This is a genomic window from Streptococcus sp. Marseille-Q6504 (assembly GCF_965111625.1).
Window position 1 is genome coordinate 348,934 of the sequence record NZ_CBCOON010000001.1, and the last position, 19,091, is coordinate 368,024.

Annotated in this window: 24 protein-coding genes and 1 tRNA gene; 20 read left to right on the forward strand and 5 right to left on the reverse strand. The window is 35.9% G+C overall.

All coding sequences use genetic code 11. The features are described from left to right. Positions 1-28 precede the first annotated feature (28 nt). Positions 29-967: a DHH family phosphoesterase gene (locus ACWPUA_RS01745; RefSeq protein ID WP_454378754.1), complete on the reverse strand. Its 939-nt coding sequence runs from the start codon at positions 965-967 to the stop codon at positions 29-31. A gap of 103 nt (positions 968-1,070) precedes the next feature. Between ACWPUA_RS01745 and ACWPUA_RS01750 the strand changes: the two genes are divergently transcribed. The 12 genes from ACWPUA_RS01750 to ACWPUA_RS01805 all read left to right on the forward strand — a co-directional run bounded on the left by ACWPUA_RS01750 (position 1,071) and on the right by ACWPUA_RS01805 (position 8,644). After that, positions 1,071-1,514 carry a flavodoxin gene (locus ACWPUA_RS01750; protein WP_454378756.1) on the forward strand — a complete coding sequence of 148 codons (444 nt, stop codon included), beginning with the start codon at positions 1,071-1,073 and terminating at the stop codon, positions 1,512-1,514. Positions 1,515-1,628: 114 nt separating this feature from the next. Further along, on the forward strand, positions 1,629-1,895 hold the full coding sequence (locus ACWPUA_RS01755; protein ID WP_006154409.1) for a chorismate mutase: 267 nt from the start codon (positions 1,629-1,631) through the stop codon (positions 1,893-1,895). Further along, positions 1,892-2,266, forward strand: a complete 375-nt coding sequence (gene crcB / locus ACWPUA_RS01760; protein WP_006152649.1) for a fluoride efflux transporter CrcB — start codon at positions 1,892-1,894, stop codon at positions 2,264-2,266. Before ACWPUA_RS01755 ends, crcB (ACWPUA_RS01760) begins: the two co-directional genes overlap by 4 nt. Continuing rightward, positions 2,260-2,589, forward strand: a complete 330-nt coding sequence (gene crcB, locus ACWPUA_RS01765; RefSeq protein WP_320693413.1) for a fluoride efflux transporter CrcB — start codon at positions 2,260-2,262, stop codon at positions 2,587-2,589. Before crcB (ACWPUA_RS01760) ends, crcB (ACWPUA_RS01765) begins: the two co-directional genes overlap by 7 nt. Positions 2,590-2,707: 118 nt before the next feature. Beyond that, positions 2,708-3,055, forward strand: coding sequence for a 50S ribosomal protein L19 (rplS, locus tag ACWPUA_RS01770; protein WP_001068670.1), 348 nt, complete (start codon positions 2,708-2,710; stop codon positions 3,053-3,055). A gap of 42 nt (positions 3,056-3,097) precedes the next feature. After that, a tRNA-Arg gene (locus tag ACWPUA_RS01775) sits at positions 3,098-3,169 on the forward strand. Between the two features lie 805 nt (positions 3,170-3,974). After that, positions 3,975-4,961 (forward strand): ABC transporter ATP-binding protein, encoded by a 987-nt coding sequence (locus ACWPUA_RS01780; protein WP_003010129.1) that lies wholly within the window; start codon positions 3,975-3,977, stop codon positions 4,959-4,961. Then, positions 4,958-5,752: an ABC transporter permease gene (locus ACWPUA_RS01785; protein WP_003013825.1), complete on the forward strand. Its 795-nt coding sequence runs from the start codon at positions 4,958-4,960 to the stop codon at positions 5,750-5,752. The genes ACWPUA_RS01780 and ACWPUA_RS01785 overlap by 4 nt, the downstream gene beginning before the upstream one ends. Position 5,753: 1 nt before the next feature. After that, positions 5,754-6,539: an ABC transporter permease gene (locus tag ACWPUA_RS01790; protein WP_003013947.1), complete on the forward strand. Its 786-nt coding sequence runs from the start codon at positions 5,754-5,756 to the stop codon at positions 6,537-6,539. 308 nt (positions 6,540-6,847) lie between these two features. Then, positions 6,848-7,720: a hypothetical protein gene (locus ACWPUA_RS01795; protein ID WP_454378761.1), complete on the forward strand. Its 873-nt coding sequence runs from the start codon at positions 6,848-6,850 to the stop codon at positions 7,718-7,720. A 61-nt stretch (positions 7,721-7,781) separates the two neighbouring features. Beyond that, positions 7,782-8,012 (forward strand): hypothetical protein, encoded by a 231-nt coding sequence (locus ACWPUA_RS01800; protein ID WP_454378763.1) that lies wholly within the window; start codon positions 7,782-7,784, stop codon positions 8,010-8,012. A 305-nt stretch (positions 8,013-8,317) separates the two neighbouring features. After that, positions 8,318-8,644, forward strand: coding sequence for a hypothetical protein (locus ACWPUA_RS01805; protein WP_006145674.1), 327 nt, complete (start codon positions 8,318-8,320; stop codon positions 8,642-8,644). A gap of 76 nt (positions 8,645-8,720) precedes the next feature. On the opposite strand, the gene yidA is transcribed toward ACWPUA_RS01805, so the two are convergent. After that, complete coding sequence (gene yidA, locus ACWPUA_RS01810; protein ID WP_454378765.1) at positions 8,721-9,527, reverse strand: sugar-phosphatase; 807 nt, start codon at positions 9,525-9,527, stop codon at positions 8,721-8,723. Between the two features lie 12 nt (positions 9,528-9,539). Next, entirely contained in the window at positions 9,540-10,844 is a 1,305-nt protein-coding gene (locus tag ACWPUA_RS01815) for an HD domain-containing protein (RefSeq protein WP_454378767.1), read from the reverse strand. 72 nt (positions 10,845-10,916) lie between these two features. On the opposite strand from ACWPUA_RS01815, the gene ACWPUA_RS01820 reads away from it, so the two are divergent. Continuing rightward, positions 10,917-11,294, forward strand: coding sequence for a DUF1934 domain-containing protein (locus ACWPUA_RS01820; protein ID WP_454378769.1), 378 nt, complete (start codon positions 10,917-10,919; stop codon positions 11,292-11,294). A gap of 319 nt (positions 11,295-11,613) precedes the next feature. Here ACWPUA_RS01820 and ACWPUA_RS01825 read toward each other — a convergent pair whose 3' ends face one another. Beyond that, positions 11,614-12,696 carry a DEAD/DEAH box helicase gene (locus ACWPUA_RS01825; RefSeq protein ID WP_454378771.1) on the reverse strand — a complete coding sequence of 361 codons (1,083 nt, stop codon included), beginning with the start codon at positions 12,694-12,696 and terminating at the stop codon, positions 11,614-11,616. Further along, complete coding sequence (locus ACWPUA_RS01830; RefSeq protein WP_454378773.1) at positions 12,693-13,670, reverse strand: Gfo/Idh/MocA family protein; 978 nt, start codon at positions 13,668-13,670, stop codon at positions 12,693-12,695. Before ACWPUA_RS01830 ends, ACWPUA_RS01825 begins: the two co-directional genes overlap by 4 nt. 146 nt (positions 13,671-13,816) lie before the next feature. On the opposite strand from ACWPUA_RS01830, the gene ACWPUA_RS01835 reads away from it, so the two are divergent. The 7 genes from ACWPUA_RS01835 (at position 13,817) to spxR (ending at position 19,078) form a co-directional block, all read left to right on the forward strand. Continuing rightward, entirely contained in the window at positions 13,817-14,512 is a 696-nt protein-coding gene (locus tag ACWPUA_RS01835; protein ID WP_454378775.1) for a YoaK family protein, read from the forward strand. Positions 14,513-14,781: 269 nt separating this feature from the next. After that, a complete protein-coding gene (gene rplU, locus ACWPUA_RS01840) occupies positions 14,782-15,096 on the forward strand; it encodes a 50S ribosomal protein L21 (RefSeq protein WP_000109141.1) in 315 nt (104 codons plus the stop codon). A 15-nt stretch (positions 15,097-15,111) separates the two neighbouring features. Next, positions 15,112-15,456 (forward strand): ribosomal-processing cysteine protease Prp, encoded by a 345-nt coding sequence (locus ACWPUA_RS01845; RefSeq protein ID WP_000613698.1) that lies wholly within the window; start codon positions 15,112-15,114, stop codon positions 15,454-15,456. 16 nt (positions 15,457-15,472) lie between these two features. Next, positions 15,473-15,766, forward strand: a complete 294-nt coding sequence (gene rpmA, locus ACWPUA_RS01850) for a 50S ribosomal protein L27 (protein WP_000916509.1) — start codon at positions 15,473-15,475, stop codon at positions 15,764-15,766. Positions 15,767-15,979: 213 nt separating this feature from the next. Further along, complete coding sequence (locus tag ACWPUA_RS01855) at positions 15,980-17,239, forward strand: UDP-N-acetylglucosamine 1-carboxyvinyltransferase (RefSeq protein WP_254724113.1); 1,260 nt, start codon at positions 15,980-15,982, stop codon at positions 17,237-17,239. A gap of 17 nt (positions 17,240-17,256) precedes the next feature. Next, a complete protein-coding gene (locus ACWPUA_RS01860; protein ID WP_454378785.1) occupies positions 17,257-17,808 on the forward strand; it encodes a GNAT family N-acetyltransferase in 552 nt (183 codons plus the stop codon). Next, positions 17,801-19,078 carry a CBS-HotDog domain-containing transcription factor SpxR gene (spxR, locus tag ACWPUA_RS01865; RefSeq protein WP_254724115.1) on the forward strand — a complete coding sequence of 426 codons (1,278 nt, stop codon included), beginning with the start codon at positions 17,801-17,803 and terminating at the stop codon, positions 19,076-19,078. Before ACWPUA_RS01860 ends, spxR begins: the two co-directional genes overlap by 8 nt. Positions 19,079-19,091: the final 13 nt, after the last annotated feature.

The following is a 19,091-nucleotide window of genomic DNA, read 5'->3' on the forward strand; positions in this document are numbered from 1 at the left end:
TCAGATTCTGAAAAGTTTGGCAAGCTTTTTATCTATTTTTCAGCAAGTTTTTTAATTTTTGGTAGATGAGCTCATTCTCTTCTAAACTATATGAATTAGCTCCACTAGCAAGAGGATGGCCACCGCCATCATGTTCTTTTGCAACTTCATTGATTGGGACAAATTTACTGCGAAGACGTACGCGGTAGTGACCATCTGCTTGCTCCACAAAGATTCCCCAAAGGCTAACAGTATCAATACGGCCCGGAGCTCCAACGATGGCTGCTGTTTCCGCATCAGTAACGTCGTATTTCCTCAAGATTTCTTGGGTGAGAATAACACGTGCAGCACCATTTTCATCAACTTCTAAGTGGTCATAAACATAACCCTGGAGTTTGGCAATCTTAAAGCTCATAGTATCCATTTTACGTGTTAATTCAGCATAGTCAAAGTTATGTTCTCTGAGTTGACTTGCGATACGAAGTGTACGTGCAGAAGTAGAAGGGTAGAGAAAACGGCCAGTATCACCAATAATTCCAGCGCAGAGCATTTTGGCAGCGTAGTCGGATAATTCTAAGTTAGTTGCTTCAGCAAAAAGAGCAATCATCTCACTCGCACTACTAGAGTTCGTGTCTACCCAAACAAGATCGCCGTAGACTTCGTCATTTGGATGGTGGTCAATTTTGATAATTGTCTCAGCATTAAGATAACGTTTATCATCAATACGTGCTGTGTTTGCTGTATCACAGATAATGGCCAGTGCACCTTGATAGTCTGTGTCCTCTACCTGATCCATTTTAGCAAGCCAAGTTAAGGTTGGTTCATTAAAACCAACTACTTTTATCGTTTTTTCTGGAAAATGATGCTCAAGCAAGTCTTTTAAACCTACCTGACTCCCCAGAGCGTCAGGGTCTGGTTTCATATGACGGTGAATGATAATAGTATCATATTCTTTAATTTTTTCTAAAATTTGGTGACAAATTTCCATAATGAACCTCAATTCTTTCTCATTTCATTTTAGCACAAGAGTTTTTATTTTTAAAATGAAAAAGATGTGATATAATGGAGAAAGATTAATTGAGGAGGACCTTATGGCATTAGCAAAAATTGTATTTGCCAGTATGACCGGTAATACTGAAGAAATCGCTGATATTGTAGCAGATAAATTAAGAGAATGTGGTTTAGAAGTGGATGTTGATGAGTGTACAACCGTTGACGCTTCTGACTTTTTAGAAGCAGACATTGCCATTGTCGCAACCTATACCTACGGAGATGGAGAATTACCAGATGAGATGATGGACTTCTACGAAGATCTAGCAGACCTCAACTTGAGCGGTAAAATCTATGGTGTAGTCGGATCTGGTGATACTTTCTACGATGAATTCTGTAAAGCAGTTGATGACTTTGACCGAGTATTTGTAGCGACAGGAGCTGAAAAGGGTTCAGAGTGCGTCAAAGTAGACCTATCTGCCGAAGAAGAAGATATTGAACGCTTGGAGCAATTCGCAGAAGAATTAGCTACCAAAGTTGGATAATATAATGTTGCACTGATTGGGTAAGTCAGTGCAGTTTTTATTAACCAGGATTAGGATATTACTAGCCTATTTAGTGCTTTTTTGGTACAATAATTCAAATAAAAAGGAGACACTATGGACTTAGATATTATTAGACAAGAAATTGACAAAATCGATGACCAAATCGTCCAACTTTTAGAAGAAAGAATGCATCTAGTTGAGGGTGTAGTTGCTTATAAAAAGTCTACAGGAAAACCAATTCTAGATACTAAAAGAGAAGAAGCTATCTTTGAAAAAGTCAGAAATCGCGTCAGCAATAAAAAGTACGAAGAAACGATTGTTGTAACTTTTTCAGACATTCTCAAACGTTCACGAGATTATCAGGATAAAACGATCAAATGAAAAAAGAAAAATTTTACCCTCTAGGAATCTTTCTAGCTGGTATGCTGGGAGGAATTGTGCGTTTTCAGATTTCGATATGGTTGCCATCTAGTCCAGACTTCCCTTGGGGAACACTAGTAGTCAACTATTTAGGAATTTTTTGCCTTATCTACCTTGTAAAAGGTTATCTGGTTTATAAGGGAAGTAGTAAAGGCACTATTCTAGCACTTGGAACAGGATTCTGTGGTGGCTTAACGACATTTTCTAGTCTCCTATTAGATGCTGTGAAATTACTGGATACAGGGCGGTACCTTAGTTTAGTGACCTATTTGCTTTTGAGCATCGGCGGTGGACTTTTATTAGCTTATTGTCTAGGGAGGAAGAAATGGTAGTATTTTATCTAGCGCTTGCTTGTGGACTGGGTGCTCTTGTTCGTTATTTCTTTTCCCGTTATAATCAAGGGTCAGTGCTTCCACTAGGAACACTCATAGCTAATCTTCTAGGTTGTTTTTTGATTGGATTATGCTATAACCATGTGGAGTCAAAAGAAGTCTATCTTATTCTTGCAACTGGTTTTTGTGGTGGTTTGACTACTTTCTCAACCTTGAACGATGAACTACAAAAACTGCTAAGTGACAAGAAGGCATTTTATAGTTATTTATTATTAACCTACTTGCTTGGTTTTCTTGCAATTTTTTTGGGAATTTTGCTTTAAATTTCTTTACTTTTTCTAGGAAATTTGATAAACTGTATCTTGTGTGTAATGGACGCACAAAAATACAGTTTATCCGCTGAGGAAGTTTCCTCAAGATTGACAAAGATAGGAGAATAAAATGAATCCATTAATCCAAAGCTTGACTGAAGGTCAACTTCGTACAGATATCCCTTCATTCCGTCCTGGTGACACTGTTCGTGTACACGCGAAAGTTGTCGAAGGAAACCGTGAACGTGTTCAGATCTTTGAAGGTGTTGTTATTGCACGTAAAGGTGCTGGCATCTCAGAAAACTACACAGTTCGTAAAATCTCTAACGGTGTAGGTGTTGAACGTATCTTCCCAATCCACACTCCTCGTGTTGAAAAGATCGAAGTTGTTCGTTACGGTAAAGTACGTCGTGCGAAATTGTACTACTTGCGTGCTCTTCAAGGTAAGGCAGCTCGTATCAAAGAAATCCGTCGTTAATTCGATGAACAAAACTCTGCTGCAAGGCAGGGTTTTTCTCTAGCTCCCTTAGTTCAATGGATATAACAACTCCCTCCTAAGGAGTAGTTGCAGGTTCGATTCCTGCAGGGGGCATTTTAAGAAGCGTAAAGAAACATAAAGAATATTCAAAGTCTTTATTTATAGGCAATCATCACAATTTAGTTTTTTAAAATAGTATAGTATATTTTGTTTTTTTTGACCAAACGTTGACCAAAATTTGACCAAAAATTTGTTTTGATTTTTATGAATATAGAATAAAGTAGATCAGGAAGCTGGTCTATTTTATTTTGTATTTAATATGTATAAAAATTTGAATTGTCTGTCTAAAATAACTTAGTATTTTTGGAATTTTTGACCAAAGTGTGACCAAAATTTGACTAAATATTTGTTTTGATTTTGATGATTATGAGGTTAAGTAGATCATAGGAGTAAGTCTTTATAGGTATAAGTTATTTATGCTCGCTATGTTAGTTAAATAATTAATTTTTGACTGATTTATCTCTGTTTAATGTAAATTAGTTATGAGGAATATTGTCTTATTTATATACGAATATATAAAATAATGATACAATAATATTATATAGAAAATTGTAGATATTAGACTGACTATAAAAAATGGAGGTAATTTATGAATAGCAAGGAATGGATTATGGAATTTGAATCTTTAAATGTATGATTACTATAACCGTTATAAAATCAATAAGAAACGTTGTGGTCGGAATTTTTGATATCTTCTAAGAGTAGTCAGAGGATTATTGATTTAATAACAGAAGTACACGAAGACATATATTTAACATCTATTATTTTACCCATCCCGAAGATTTTAGCTCAATCTTTAGCATTTTGGTAAAGTATGAAAAAAGTGCAAGTAAATATATTTTATCGAAAGGAGAGATATATGAGTGAAATAGTTATTAATGCTCAGAATTTATCTAAAAATTTTTATAATTTTGATTCAAGACTCCCATTTATCAAGAGATTTTTGAAACGTAATCAAATAACGATTCGAGCTGTTCAAGATATTAGTTTTACGATTAAGAGAGGGAGTATAGTTGGCTTTATTGGGAGTAATGGAGCTGGTAAATCCACAACGATTAAAATGTTGACTGGGACTCTTTATCCTAGTTCCGGAAAATTAGAAGTGAATGGAGAAATTCCATTTAAAAGAAGTATAAATTTTAGAAAAAAAATTTCAATAGTAGTAGGAAATAAATTACAGTTATTTCAAGATGTTTCGGCTATGGATTATTTTCAATTGATTGGTACTTTATATGAGGTAGAACCGGCGATTTTACAAGAACGAATTCAGGAATTAAGCAATTTGTTGAATGTAAAAGATCAGCTTTACCAGCAGGTCCGGACCCTCTCTCTTGGACAAAAAATGAAAATGGAGTTTATCGCGGCATCTTTAACAAGTCCGGAAATATTATTTTTAGACGAGCCTACTATAGGGTTAGATATACAGTCTAAAAAAGATATCAGAACATTTTTAAAGAAAATGAATGAAGAATGTCATACTACTATTATTTTAACGAGTCATGATATGGATGATATTTCGTCTGTTTGTGACGAATTAATCGTCATTGACAAAGGAAAAATTATTTTGCAGGAGTCAATGGATGTTATTTTATCTAAATTTTCTGATTTTAAATATTTAAAGATAAAAATGACATTAGATTTGGTACCAGAGTTATGCTCTGTTAAAGGAGTAGTAGTCATTTCTCAAACAAAATCGGAATGTATACTAAAAATACCTAGAGATTTTGTCTTTGAGACATTAGAATCAATCAATAAGCTTGTAGATATAGAAGATTTTGAAATATCAAATCTTTCTTTAGAAGAAATTATTTTACAAAACTATTTTACAAAAAAGGAGCACAATTGAAAAAAGAAATGTCTATTATTCTGATATCATTTCGATCTATTTTGAACTATAAATCAAGTGTACTATTGTTAATGTTACAGGCAAGTATACAAATTATGATATCAGTATTTTTATGGACGTATATATATCAGAGTAACCAGATAAATATAGCAGGATATGATTTTACCTCAATGGTTCAATACTATTTGGGGACTATAATTTTTTCATATTTTGTTTTTTATCCAGTTGATTGGGAAATCAATGACGATGTTCATTCAGGAAATTTTTTTAGCATATTAATAAAACCTGTTACTTTTTATAAGTATTATTTTTGTAAAATGCTTGGAGATAGGCTTGCTCATTTATTATTTATCATCATTCCTGTTATTTTATTCTCCAGTGTTTATTACAAGAATGAGTTATTAACCATTGAAATTCTTATTTTAGGAAGTATTGCAATTATTCTATCTATGGTTCTATGGTTTTTAATATCATGTTGTGTAGGTATGCTTTCTTTTTGGTTAGAAAATATATTTTTTGTCCTTACTGTTAAAGAAATAGTAATTCAGTTTTTATCAGGAATATTATTGCCTTTAAGTTTTTTTTCAAATAATTTTCGTCTGTTTTTAGATGTATTACCTTTTAAATACTTAGTATATGAACCGCTTCAGATGTTTAGTAATGATACATATAAATTAATAGACTATTTGAGAATTATTTGTATTCAATTGATTTGGTGCATCATTTTTTATATTATATCAAGATTCATATTGAGAAAAGGAGTGGAGCACTTCTCAAATGTGGGAGGATAAAATGTTTAGAATAAAAGTAATTTTTAGGCTACTTCATTTTGGTTTTAAATCTGATATGAATTTTCATTTTGACTTCTTTTGTGGTCTATTTTCGTCGATACTGTGGATTGGTTTACCTATTGTGTTTTTTAGATTGATTTTCTTAAACATAGACTCTTTTAATGGTTGGGACTATTATCAAATTTTATTTTTGGTAGGTTCCTACACTATTGTAGATGGAGTTATGATGGGATTGTTAATTAGAAGTATGGGAATTTTAGAATCAGATATTTTGAGTGGTAACTTGGATCAAATTTTATTGAGGCCGTTTGATACTCAGTTGTTCTATATTTTTAGATCATTTAATTTAGTTCAATTCGTGAATACTTTTTTTGGTCTTGCGATCATTTTTATAAGTTATGGAAATTTAAATGTACATTTAAATTCATTAAAAATATTATTTTATATCCTTTCTTTAATGTGTGGTTGTATTATATATTATTCAATTTGGTTTCTAATAACGATTAGTTCATTTTGGTTCCCAACTAAATTTTCAAAAGTAGATGTATTTTTGAATTATATTGGAATTTCTAAGTATCCATATAATATTTTTACAGGTATTAACAGATTGATCACTATGTTATTTGTTCCCAATTTATTAATTGCCAATCCTGCAGTATTAATATTTTTAGGGAAAGATACATTGAACCTATTTTTCTATCAAATAGTTTTTACAGTTTTTTTGATTATTATCAGTCGTACAATTTTTAGAAAAGGATTGAAAAAATATGAAAGTGCAGGAAGATAAACAATGTTGTTCAGTTATATGTTTGACTAAAGGAAGTGATTCGCTGTACTTTCGGATATGAGCTTGAAGGTGGAATTGCCGGAGTGAGTTGGATAAAAAGTTAGCGAAATTTTTGACCAAAAATTGACCAAAAGTATTCAAAAGCCTATTAGAATAGGGTTTTAGGACTGATATTTATATTCCTGCAGGGAGCAAAACTAGCCACAAAAACACTGGGTAACCAGTGTTTTTTCTTTGACCAAATTTTGAACCATTCATAAGATATCCATGGTGTGTTATAATGGACATAGAATGTTCAGGAGAAAAACATGAAAAAAGGTTTATTAATTGGCTGTTTATCCATAGTTATACTATTTGCAATATTCATAATACTTAGTCCTATTCTTGCAATGATGGATATGTGGGGTCTATTTGCCCATGCAAGTCGGAATGAACTTGAGCAAGTAGTACATCGCTCTTATGAGAACTACGGTCTTAAAGGTCAGTTTGAGTTAGAAAAATACGAAAAAAACTATACAAGTGTAGGAGGATTTGTAATCCATGGTACTTACACTGAAAATATAGATGGTAAAATCTATCAGGTTAATTCTCGTTTTAAATACTATACTCGTCCTTCGGAAAAAGAAACGTATAGAAAGACTGATGCGGAAGTAGATTATAAACAAAACAAAAAAATTTATCAAGTTTTTCCAGAATTAGCTTATTTAGGAATTGAGATTAGTCCAGGCACCAGCGAATTTTTAAAAACATTGGATACTTCAATAACAGATCCTAAAATGACTGCTTTGAAGTACGAAGGGATTGATTTTCAATTTAATAGTAAATCTGGTAATATCCACCTTTATGATGAAATCTTAGAGGAAAATCAAAGAAATGGACAAGCATTACAAGGGATGTATCCTATGGATGCTCAATATCTTTTCCAAAAAGATATTTTTATACCAGAATTTCAATTTGGATACTACACTCCAGAAGACAAGAAGGATCAGTTATATGATGCCTATCTTGAAGATCTTGAATCGCAAATGAAAGAATTTTTTAACAATCAACCCCTTCCAAGCGGTCTTTATGCTGTAAAGATTGATAAATATGAGGGGAATAAACTTGTTAATAATAGTGGTGGATATTATGTGAAGATTGAGAATCGTCAAGTTGTGGAGTTTATCAAAGATTTACAGTAGGAGTCACTGTACTAATGCTTTTTAGCTGTATAGAGTTTAGAGAAAAGAGGTAATATGTCAGATGTCCCAAGAAGAATACCTTCGACTAAAAAAAGAATATAAAATTCGACTAGTTTTAGTAATAGCTCTATTCGTATTATTTTCTATTCTAAGCATTATGCTTATCATAAATCTCAATAGATTTATCCCACTAGGAGCAACAGCAATGGCTACAGTTGTGCCATTTAACCATTTTTTACTCGTTCCACTTTGGGAAGAAAAAAAAGCGATTGAAACAGAGCATGCTGAATGAAAGGACCTTAGTACAAGCGGAGCTAGGGTTCCTTCGACAGAAGCGAGTAAACGGAACATAGCAGCCGTTGGGAGCGTTATTGCCTTGTTCTTATCGTTTGCTTTACTCTATAGGCCTGCTAAGGTATACCAGAAGGTACCTACTGCCGATGAACTAAAGAACCTTCCCAAGATTGAGAACAAGGGCATTCCTGAACTGGATAATAAGAAAATCCCAAAAATAAAAAGGGAATCAGAAGAGTAAGAGTGACGAATCTAGGTATAGTAGAATGTAAGAAAATTAGCTATCTATAAGGAGTAGAAACGATGTTAGCCATTTGTATTGATACTATAGGCGACAAGTCAATGACCTATAAGTTGTTAAGAAACTATTCATCCTTGTCTCTTTCTCTAATCCAATCAAGAATAAAAAATCATGATACAGTTATGGAAGTGGATATTCTAGATTTGGACGAATTAAAAAAAGTAAGAGCCCTTATTCATGACTTAAGTAGCATTGGAACCATGGTTACAATGAATGATTCGACTGGTGTCATCACATTAGAAATATTAAATAATATTATTACGACCTATGAAGAGATTGCAGCTGAAAGAGAAGAACTGGATGCGCTTATGTTTGATGAGGAAGAGTAATCTGTAATTAAAACACCCCCAGAAGTTAGTTTTTTATCTCTAACTTCTGAGGTGCTTTTTCTATATTCTGATTATTTTACAAGACCCAAGTTCGAATCGCATGGGCAACGCCTGATTCATCATTTGTTTTAGTGATGTATTTGGCGATTTTTTTGAGTTCGGGGTTTCCGTTTTCCATAACAACGGGGTTACCAACGACTTCGAGCATAGCACGGTCATTTTCTTCATCCCCGATCGCCATAGTTTCATCCTTGCTTAGTCCAAGTTTCTCAGCTAGGTGAGTGATAGCAGATCCCTTGTCTACATCCTTTTTAAGGAGTTCTAGGTAAAATGGAGCAGATTTGTTGATAGAGTAGCGCTCGTAAAATTCTGCTGGAATCTTTTCAATAGCAGCATCGAGAATCTCAGGTTCGTCGATAAACATACATTTGACGATTTCTTTATCAGCCATCTCTTCAGGTGTACGGTAAAAAATTGGCATGCTGACGAGAGTTGATTCGTGTACGGTGTATTTTCCGATATTGCGATTGGCAGTGTAGATGCCGTCCTTGGTAATAGCATGCATATGGACTCCCAGTTTACGGCTGAGAAATTCCATATCCAGATAGTCCTCGTAAGTCAAGGATTCACTGATAATCTCATGACCATTAGCGGTTTCTTGGACAAGGGCACCGTTGAAGGTCACAACATAGTCCTCTTCGTCTCTCAACTGCAAGTCGTCAAGGAGTTTGGCAACTCCAGCAATGGGGCGTCCTGTTGCAATGACCACCTTGACTCCAGCTGCTTTGGCATCTTGGATAGCTGCAAAAACTTCTGGAGTAATTTCTTTTTTGCTATTAACCAGGGTACCATCAATATCGACGGCGATTAGTTTTATACTCATAAATTTCCTCTGTTATTTCTTGTCTGGAGTGAAATGATCATTCTCAATCAAATGTGAAAATTGTTGAATGATATTCGTGAAAATACTGTTTTGCTTAAGCATTTCTTTAGGGAAGTAGAAGCGGTTGTCACCGTGACGGCTCCCTGCAAGAGACTGAACTATAGGAGATAAGCTAGAAAGTTCTGCCAGTTCACCATTTTTTTGAACAATCTCGATTTGAGTTCTTGGATTTTCAGACTCTGGTCGATAAATATCGTAAGGAAGGTCAAAATTCTTATGAATAGCTGTGTAGTAGTTGGGGTCAAAACCAATTTCTTCTACGAAATTTCGCATGATTTCAAGCTGGTCTTGGTCTTCCTGAGAAAAAGTAATAGATTTAAAGACCTTACGATTGATAAAACGTTGGGAAAGGTCGGCTAGAATTTTATCTGTACTAGTCATCCAGAGTTGGAAATAGGTATTCATAACCCCGTCGTCAAGTGCAAGATAGTCAGACAAGCTAACGTTTTTCTCAAAAAATGGTAGTAGATGTGGGGATGTAAGGGCAAAGAAGTCCTTATTTTCAGGATAGAGCTCCTTAGCACGTTTGAGAAGATTTTGCAGAAGGACTTCCATGGCGCGTGTGGCTGGGTGGAAATAAACCTGCATGTACATCTGGTAACGACTGAGTACATAATCCTCGATGGCATGCATCCCATTACGCTGAAAGGCGATGCCATTTTCAACAGGACGAATGACACGAAGAATACGTGTCAGATCAAACTGGCCATAAAAAGCACCGGTGAAGTAGGAGTCGCGAAGGAGATAGTCCATACGGTCTGCATCAATCTGACTCGAAATGAGCTGAACCACTTGTTTGTTTGGATAAGTGTGATCGATAACGCTGGCTACTTTTTTTGGAAAGTCCGGTGCTACCTGCAAAAGAACCTGATGAATCTCTGTATCAGGGCTTTGGATAATTTCCTGGGTAATTGCCTCATGGTCCGTGTCAAAGAGATTTTCAAAAGTATGAGAGTAGGCACCATGTCCGAGATCATGTAGAAGAGCCGCAGTCATGGTTAGTAAAGACTCATTAGAATCCCATTCCTCAGGATATTTCTCCTCAAAAATCTCCGTGATTTGCCTAGCAATTTCGTAGACACCCAAACAGTGAGAAAAACGACTATGCTCTCCACCATGGAATGTATAGCTAGATGTCCCAAGCTGTTTGATGCGACGGAGCCGCTGAAATTCTTTGGTATTGATCAGGTCATAAATGACTTGATTATTAACGTGGATATAGTTGTGAACTGGGTCACGAAATACTTTTTCATTCATAAGACCATTATAGCAAATTCCTTGCCTTTTTGGTAAAATAGTAGGGATAAGTGAGAAGAAAGAGGAATAGTTGTGAAGATAAGAATGAGAAATACCATCAAGTTCGATGAACAATTGGAAGTAATCGACCAACTTTATGATGTTGAATTACGGGAAAAGGGCGATTTTTCCTATCTCCTTTTTTTCAATGAAGACCAAGAAAAAGTAGTTTTGAAATTTAATGGGGAGGAACTGGTCATGACACGTTTCTCAAATCCCAAGACCATCATGCGTTTTCTCAAGGATACTGATAGTTTAGCCTATATTCCGACACCTATAGGCATGCAGGAGTTTATCATTCAAACAAGCCACTATGAAGTAGGTGAAGAGAAAATTGAACTAGGCTACCAACTACAAAACAAAGAAGGAGTTCCATTTGCCAACTACAGTTTAGAAATTACTTGGGGATAAGAATAAGGTTGGCGTGAGCCAACCTTATTTATGATAAATATTTTTGACTTTTCTTTAGTAATAACGGACGGTAGGTGAAATTATCCAGTGGATGATTTCAGCAATCCACGAAATTCCATACCTAAACTTTGAGCCTTATGTCTCAAAGTTTCCGAACACCCGAATGACTTTTCTGGTGTTTTTATTACTGCGAAAAGTCAGGTAAAATACTCGCTTCACTCAATAAATATAGAAAAAAGTTCATAATAAATCCAATATAAAGTTTATAGAATAAAAAAGTAAATTTCTAAATATCAAATAAGGTTGGCTCAGGCCAACCTTATTTAATATAGAGCTCTTGATTTTTCAAGACGATTTCACGTACACTTGCAAATTTCTTCAGTTTTTTAAGCTCTTCTGGATGGGTGACAAGAGTGATAACATAGCCTTCTTTACCCATGCGTCCTGTACGACCCGCACGGTGAGTGTAAGTTTCCTTGTCTCTAGGGACGTCAAAGTTAATCACGCATTCCAGGCTATCAATGTCGATACCACGAGCGAGAAGGTCTGTGGCAAGAAGTAGTGTCAGTTGATTATCTTTGAATTTTTCTAGAATAACTTTTCTAAATTTAATGTTGACATCGCTAGCTAGCGAAACTGCTAAAACATCACGATATTGTAATTTTTCCTCGGCGCTTCCAAGGTCAGACAAGCTATTAAAGAAGACAAGACCACGGAAATCTTCAACCTGTGCCAGTTTACGAAGCATATCTACTCTGTGACGTTGGTCTACTTGCATGTAGAAATGTTGAATATTGTCTAACTTTTGGTCTGATAGATCAATGATGCGCGTGTTAGGTGCAATCTTATCTTGGTCAAATTTGGTAGTGGCACTCATGTAAATAAGTTGATGGTCACGAGGTGCATAGTTGGTAATCCTTTCTACAAAGTGGATTTGAGAATCATCTAGCAACTGGTCGAATTCATCAAGAATGATTGTTTCCACGTTCATCATCTTGATTTTTTTCAATTTGACCAGTTCAAAGATACGACCAGGTGTTCCAATCAGAATTTCTGGTCCTTTTTTTAGTCTTTCAATTTGGCGTTTCTGGCTCGAACCGGATAGAAATAGCTGAGCTGTCAATCCGATAGCCTCACCCCAGGTTTTAGTGACTTCAAAAATTTGTCCAGCAAGCTCAGTATTAGGTGCTAAAATCAATAATTGTTGGGCTTTTTTCTTTTGCAGTTTGAGAAGACTAGGTAGGAGATAGGCTAAAGTCTTCCCTGTACCAGTTGGACTGACTCCAAGTAGGTTTTCACCATCTGTTATCGGTTCAAAAAGTTGAATTTGAATGGGAGTAAATTCTTGGAATCCCAGTTGATCAATCAACTCTTGCCATTCGATAGGTAGTTTGGTTTTCATTTTTCTGCCTCAAATCTAATGCCAGCATTCTGGCGCATGGTGTAAAGTAGGTTGTGGACGTGTGTCGCATCATCAATCCAAGATTGGTAAAGAGTCAGGTCTGCTTGCTTGATCATGTTCGCAAAAGCAGCAACTTCCTCAGTCATGGTGTGAGGAGCCTGCTGGATAGGAAGTTGAACATCATTTCCTTGATGGTCTGTAAAAATAGCTGATTGGACATGCTCGATTGTATTAAGTGTCAAGGTTCCATCAGTAGTATAAATCTCACAAGGAAGATTAGAAGTGATATTCTTTCCTGCTTTGATATGTACTTGATAGTTAGGATATGAGAGAATACCATCCCCATTTAAATCAATGCTATTATCTAGTTTCTGAGCTTGATAGGTTGCATGAGTCGGTTTTCCAAATAAGCGGATTGCTGCGTATAGAGTATAAATACCAAGATCCATAAGTGCACCACCTGCAAAACGGTCTGAGAAAACATTAGGAGTATTGCCAGCAAGTAGGTTAGGCATCTTAGAAGAGTATTTAGCGTAGTTAAAATCCGCACCCAGAATTTGTTTGTTTGCAAGAAAGTCTTTGATTGTGGCAAAAGCATCTTCGTGGTAGTTTCTTGCTGCTTCAAAGATAAAACATTTATTATCTTTAGCTGTTTGAACTAAATCCTGCCATTCTTGTGGTTGAGTGACAGCTGGTTTTTCAAGGATAACATGTTTTCCAGCAGATAAAGCCATCTTTGCTTGACTAAAATGCAGGGAATTCGGACTAGCAATGTATACCACATCGAATGAATCATTAAAGAAATCATTTAGCTGATCAAATAGCTTAACGCCCTGATACTGTTCAACAAACTTTTTTGCGGTTTCTATTTTTCTTGAATAAACTGCACCCAGTTGAAATTTTCCGCTAGTATGGGCAGCCTCTAGAAAATGATGGCTGATTGAACTAGTTCCTATGATACCAAGTTTTAGCATAGTTACTCCTTTTCCACAAGTAATGGTTGATTTCATTATAACATAGAAAGAGTCAACTCGTTACCTTGAGATAATTCTTTTGCTTTGATACTTCGAAATTTCTAGAAAAAATGGTACAATAGTCACAGTATATTTAGGAGATTAGTATGAGATTATTACCTATGAGAAAAATTTCTCGTCATTCAAAAAGATTGGCGCTTTTTTTGACTTTTTGTGCAGGCTATGTAGATGCCTATACCTTTATTGTAAGAGGGAATACCTTAGTCGCTGGGCAAACGGGGAATGTGGTATTTTTATCAGTCGGAATCGTTCAGAGAAATTTGGCTGATGCTGAAATAAAGATATTGACACTGTTATCTTTCATGTTAGGCGTTTTTTTGCTTACGATTTACAAGGAAAAACTTCGCATTGTTAAAAAACCCATTATATCACTTATACCATTGGCCATTTTATCATTGATAATTGGATTTATTCCATTGAGTGTAGATAACATGTTTATTGTTCCTCCTCTGGCTTTTTGTATGGGACTGGTAACAACGGCTTTCGGAGAGGTTTCAGGGATTGCCTATAACAATGCCTTTATGACGGGAAATATTAAACGCACCATGTTGGCTTTTGGCGAATATGTTCGGACCAAGCATACAGCCTTTTTGATGGAAGGATTGATTTTTGTAAGTCTACTGATTAGCTTTATTCTAGGAGTAGTATTTTCAGCTTACTTAACGATTATCTTCAACGAAAAAACGATTTTAGGTGTCCCTATCATGATGAGTATTTTTTATCTAAGTATGGTTTTATCTTCTTTGCGAAAAAAGTCTAATAAAAGGCTGAATTTTGAGTGAAAATACTTGTCAAAAATTTGGAATCATGCTATACTTGTAGAGTTGACTATGCACGATCCTGTGCAACCGCACGAACATCGTTGCTCGTCGTATAACAAATTTAAACTTCGTCATTATCGCCTTGCCTAACATAAGTTATGTCTTCGGCTCAATTCCTAGTTTATTCTTTGTTATACTAAGAGCTCTTCTTTTAAGTGGTTCGTCCCACGATGCTAGGCGAGTCTTCACAAAAATTCGGGGAAACCCCAAAAAATCATAGGAGGTGCATAATGAGCACATACGCAATTATCAAAACTGGCGGAAAACAAGTTAAAGTTGAAGTTGGTCAAGCAGTTTACGTTGAAAAATTGAACGTTGAAGCTGGTCAAGAAGTTACTTTTAACGAAGTTGTTCTTGTTGGTGGTGAAAACACTGTTGTCGGAACTCCACTTGTTGCTGGAGCTACTGTAGTTGGAACTGTTGAAAAACAAGGAAAACAAAAGAAAGTTGTTACTTACAAGTACAAACCTAAAAAAGGTAGCCACCGTAAACAAGGTCACCGTCAACCATACACTAAAGTTGTCATCAACGCAATCAACGCTTAATTTTAAGGAGAACACATGATACAAGCAGTCTTTGAGAGAGCCGAAGATGGCGAGCTGAGGAGTGCGGAGATTACTGGACACGCCGAGAGTGGCGAATACGGCCTAGATGTCGTGTGTGCATCGGTTTCTACGCTTGCCATAAACTTTATCAATTCCATTGAGAAATTTGCAGGCTATGAACCAATCTTAGAATTAAACGAAGATGAAGGTGGCTATCTGATGGTTGAAATTCCAAAAGATCTTCCTTCTCACCAGAGAGAAATGACACAATTATTCTTTGAATCATTTTTCTTAGGTATGGCAAACTTATCGGAGGACTCTTCTGAGTTCGTCCAAACCAGAGTTATCACAGAAAACTAACACGGAGGAAAACATTATGTTAAAAATGACTCTTAACAACTTGCAACTTTTCGCCCACAAAAAAGGTGGAGGTTCTACATCAAACGGACGCGATTCACAAGCTAAACGTCTTGGAGCTAAAGCAGCTGACGGACAAACTGTAACTGGTGGATCAATCCTTTACCGTCAACGTGGTACACACATCTATCCAGGTGTAAACGTTGGACGTGGTGGAGACGATACTTTGTTCGCTAAAGTTGAAGGCGTAGTACGTTTCGAACGTAAAGGTCGCGATAAGAAACAAGTTTCTGTTTACCCAATCGCTAAATAAGCATTAAAAAAGGCTTTCCAAGATTTTTGGAAAGCTTTTTTTCTTGAACAATTTTAGTATCAGTTATTTTTTATGTTTACTTCAGAAACTATTCTGAATCAATAAACTCTTAAGGAACTTATTTGATTTATTATGATAGATAATAAGAAAGAAATATGGTATAATATAGGGTGAGACCTTATGAATAAATAGTGAAAGAGTATATAAAAAATAATGAAAAAAATTGTCATTAACGGTGGGCGCCCATTAAAGGGTGAGATAACCATTAGCGGAGCGAAAAATAGTGTAGTAGCTCTAATTCCAGCTATTATTTTGTCAGATGATGTAGTTATTTTGGACTGTGTTCCAGACATCTCTGACGTTGCTAGTTTGGTTGATATCATGGAAATTATGGGTGCTAGTGTAAAGCGCTATGATGATGTTTTAGAGATTGATCCTCGTGGTGTTCAAAATAAACCAATGCCATATGGTAAAATCAACAGTCTTCGTGCATCCTATTATTTCTACGGTAGTCTTCTTGGACGTTTCGGTGAAGCAACAGTAGGTTTACCTGGTGGATGTGACTTGGGACCTCGTCCGATTGACTTGCATTTAAAAGCCTTCGAAGCAATGGGTGCTAAGACAACCTATGAGGGAGACAATATGAATCTCTCAACAAACGGCTCTAGATTACAAGGCGCTCATATTTATATGGATACTGTTAGTGTCGGAGCAACCATTAACACAATGCTTGCAGCGGTAAAAGCCCAAGGACGTACAGTCATTGAAAACGCGGCTAGAGAGCCTGAAATCATTGATGTAGCTACATTGTTAAATAATATGGGAGCTCATATTCGTGGTGCAGGTACAGATATGATTACTATCGATGGTGTTGAATCTCTACACGGTACACGCCATCAGGTAATTCCTGACCGTATTGAAGCAGGGACCTATATTGCAATGGCTGCTGCTGTGGGACAAGGAATTCGTATTAACAATGTACTTTATGAACACTTAGAAGGTTTTATTGCAAAACTTGAAGAAATGGGTGTTCATATGACTGTTTCTGAAGATAGTATCTTTGTTGAAGAGCAGAAAAATCTAAAAGCTGTTAATATCAAGACTGCTCCATATCCAGGATTTGCTACAGACCTTCAACAACCGATTACCCCTCTTTTGTTGAAAGCTGAAGGACGAGGAACACTGATTGATACCATTTATGAAAAACGTGTCAATCATGTCTTCGAATTAGCCAAAATGAATGCAGATATTTCTACAACGAATGACCATATTTTCTACAAGGGTGGCAATCCTTTACACGGTGCAAGTGTAAGAGCGACTGACTTACGTGCAGGAGCTGCCTTGGTTATTGCTGGATTAATGGCTGAAGGTAGAACAGAAATTACTAGTGTAGAGTTCATTTTAAGAGGCTACTCAAATATTATTGAAAAATTACGTAACCTTGGAGCAGATATTGAGCTAATCGAAGATTAGCCATTTTGAGGAACACAATGAATATCTGGACAAAATTAGCAATGTATTCTTTCTATGAGACGGAACGTTTGTATTTCCGTCCATTCTTTTTTACGGATGTAGATGACTTTCATGCTCTAGCATCAGACCCTGAAAATCTCCAATTTATTTTTCCTTCGCAAGCCAGCATTGAGGAAAGTCAATATGCTCTTGCTAACTACTTTATGAAATCACCTTTGGGAATTTGGGCGATTTGTGATAAGAAAGCACAGAAGATGATTGGAGCCATTAAGTTTGAAAAGCTGGATGAAATTCGTAAAGAAGCAGAAATTGGCTATTTTTTAAGGAAAGACTATTGGTCTCAGGGATATATGACGGAAGCAGTTACCAAATTACGTGATTTGTCTATGGATCAGTTTGAATTAAAGCAACTTTCTATTGTGACGCATTTAGAAAATAGTGCTAGTCAAAAGGTTGCACAAAAATCAGGCTTCGTTTTATATCGTCGTTTCAAGGGTAGTGACCGCTATACTCGTAAGATGCGGGATTATCTAGAATTTCGCTATACAAAAGGAGAGCTAAATGAGTAAACACCAAGAAATTTTAGCTTATTTAGAAGAATTACCAGTCGGAAAACGGGTCAGTGTTCGAAGTATTTCAAATAGGCTGGGAGTGAGTGATGGTACAGCTTATCGTGCTATCAAAGAAGCTGAAAATAGAGGATTGGTTGAAACACGTCCTCGAAGTGGAACTGTCCGTGTCAAGTCCAAAAAAGTTGCCATTGAGAGATTAACCTATGCAGAAATTGCAGAAGTCACTGGTTCGGAAATTTTAGCTGGCCAAGCAGGTTTGGAGAGAGAATTCAGTAAATTCTCCATTGGAGCCATGACAGAAAAGAATATTCTTTCTTATCTTCATGATGGTGGTCTACTTATTGTCGGTGACAGAACACGAATCCAATTATTGGCACTTGAGAATGAAAATGCTGTCTTGGTAACAGGTGGATTTGAAGTTCATAAAGATGTTTTGGATGCTGCTAATAAGAAAAATATCCCAGTGTTACGCAGTAAACATGACACATTTACCATTGCAACCATGATTAACCGAGCTTTGTCAAATGTACAAATAAAGACAGATATTTTAACTGTTGAAAAAATCTATCGTACTTGTCATGAATATGGTTTTTTACAGGAAACGGATACTGTTAAAGATTACTTAGATTTAGTTCGTAAGAATAGAAGTAGTCGCTTCCCTGTTATCAATCAGCATAAGGTTGTTGTGGGTGTCGTGACCATGCGTGATGCTGGAGATAAATCACCAGGGACTACCATTGATAAGGTCATGACAAGAACTGTCTACATGACCGGTTTAGCCACAAATATTGCTAACGTGAGCCAGAGAATGATTGCAGAAGATTTTGAAATGGTACCTGTTGTACGGAGCAATCAAACCTTGCTTGGTGTCATAACTAGACGTGATGTCATGGAAAAAATGAGTCGTTCTCAGGTCTCAACTTTACCAACCTTTTCAGAACAGATTGGACAGAAGTTATCTTATCATCATGATGAAGTTGTTATTACAGTTGAACCCTTTATGTTAGAAAAAAATGGTGTTCTGGCTAATGGTGTTCTTTCAGAAATCTTGACTCATATGACGCAAGACTTGGTCGTTAATAGCGGGCGTAACCTTATCATTGAACAAATGTTGATTTACTTCTTACAGGCTGTTCAGATTGATGATGTTCTACGTATTCAAGCTAGAATAATTCATCATACGAGACGATCGGCTATTATTGATTATGACATTTATCTCAATCATCAAATTGTATCAAAAGCAAATGTAACTGTAAAAATTAATTAGAATCTAGGAGAAA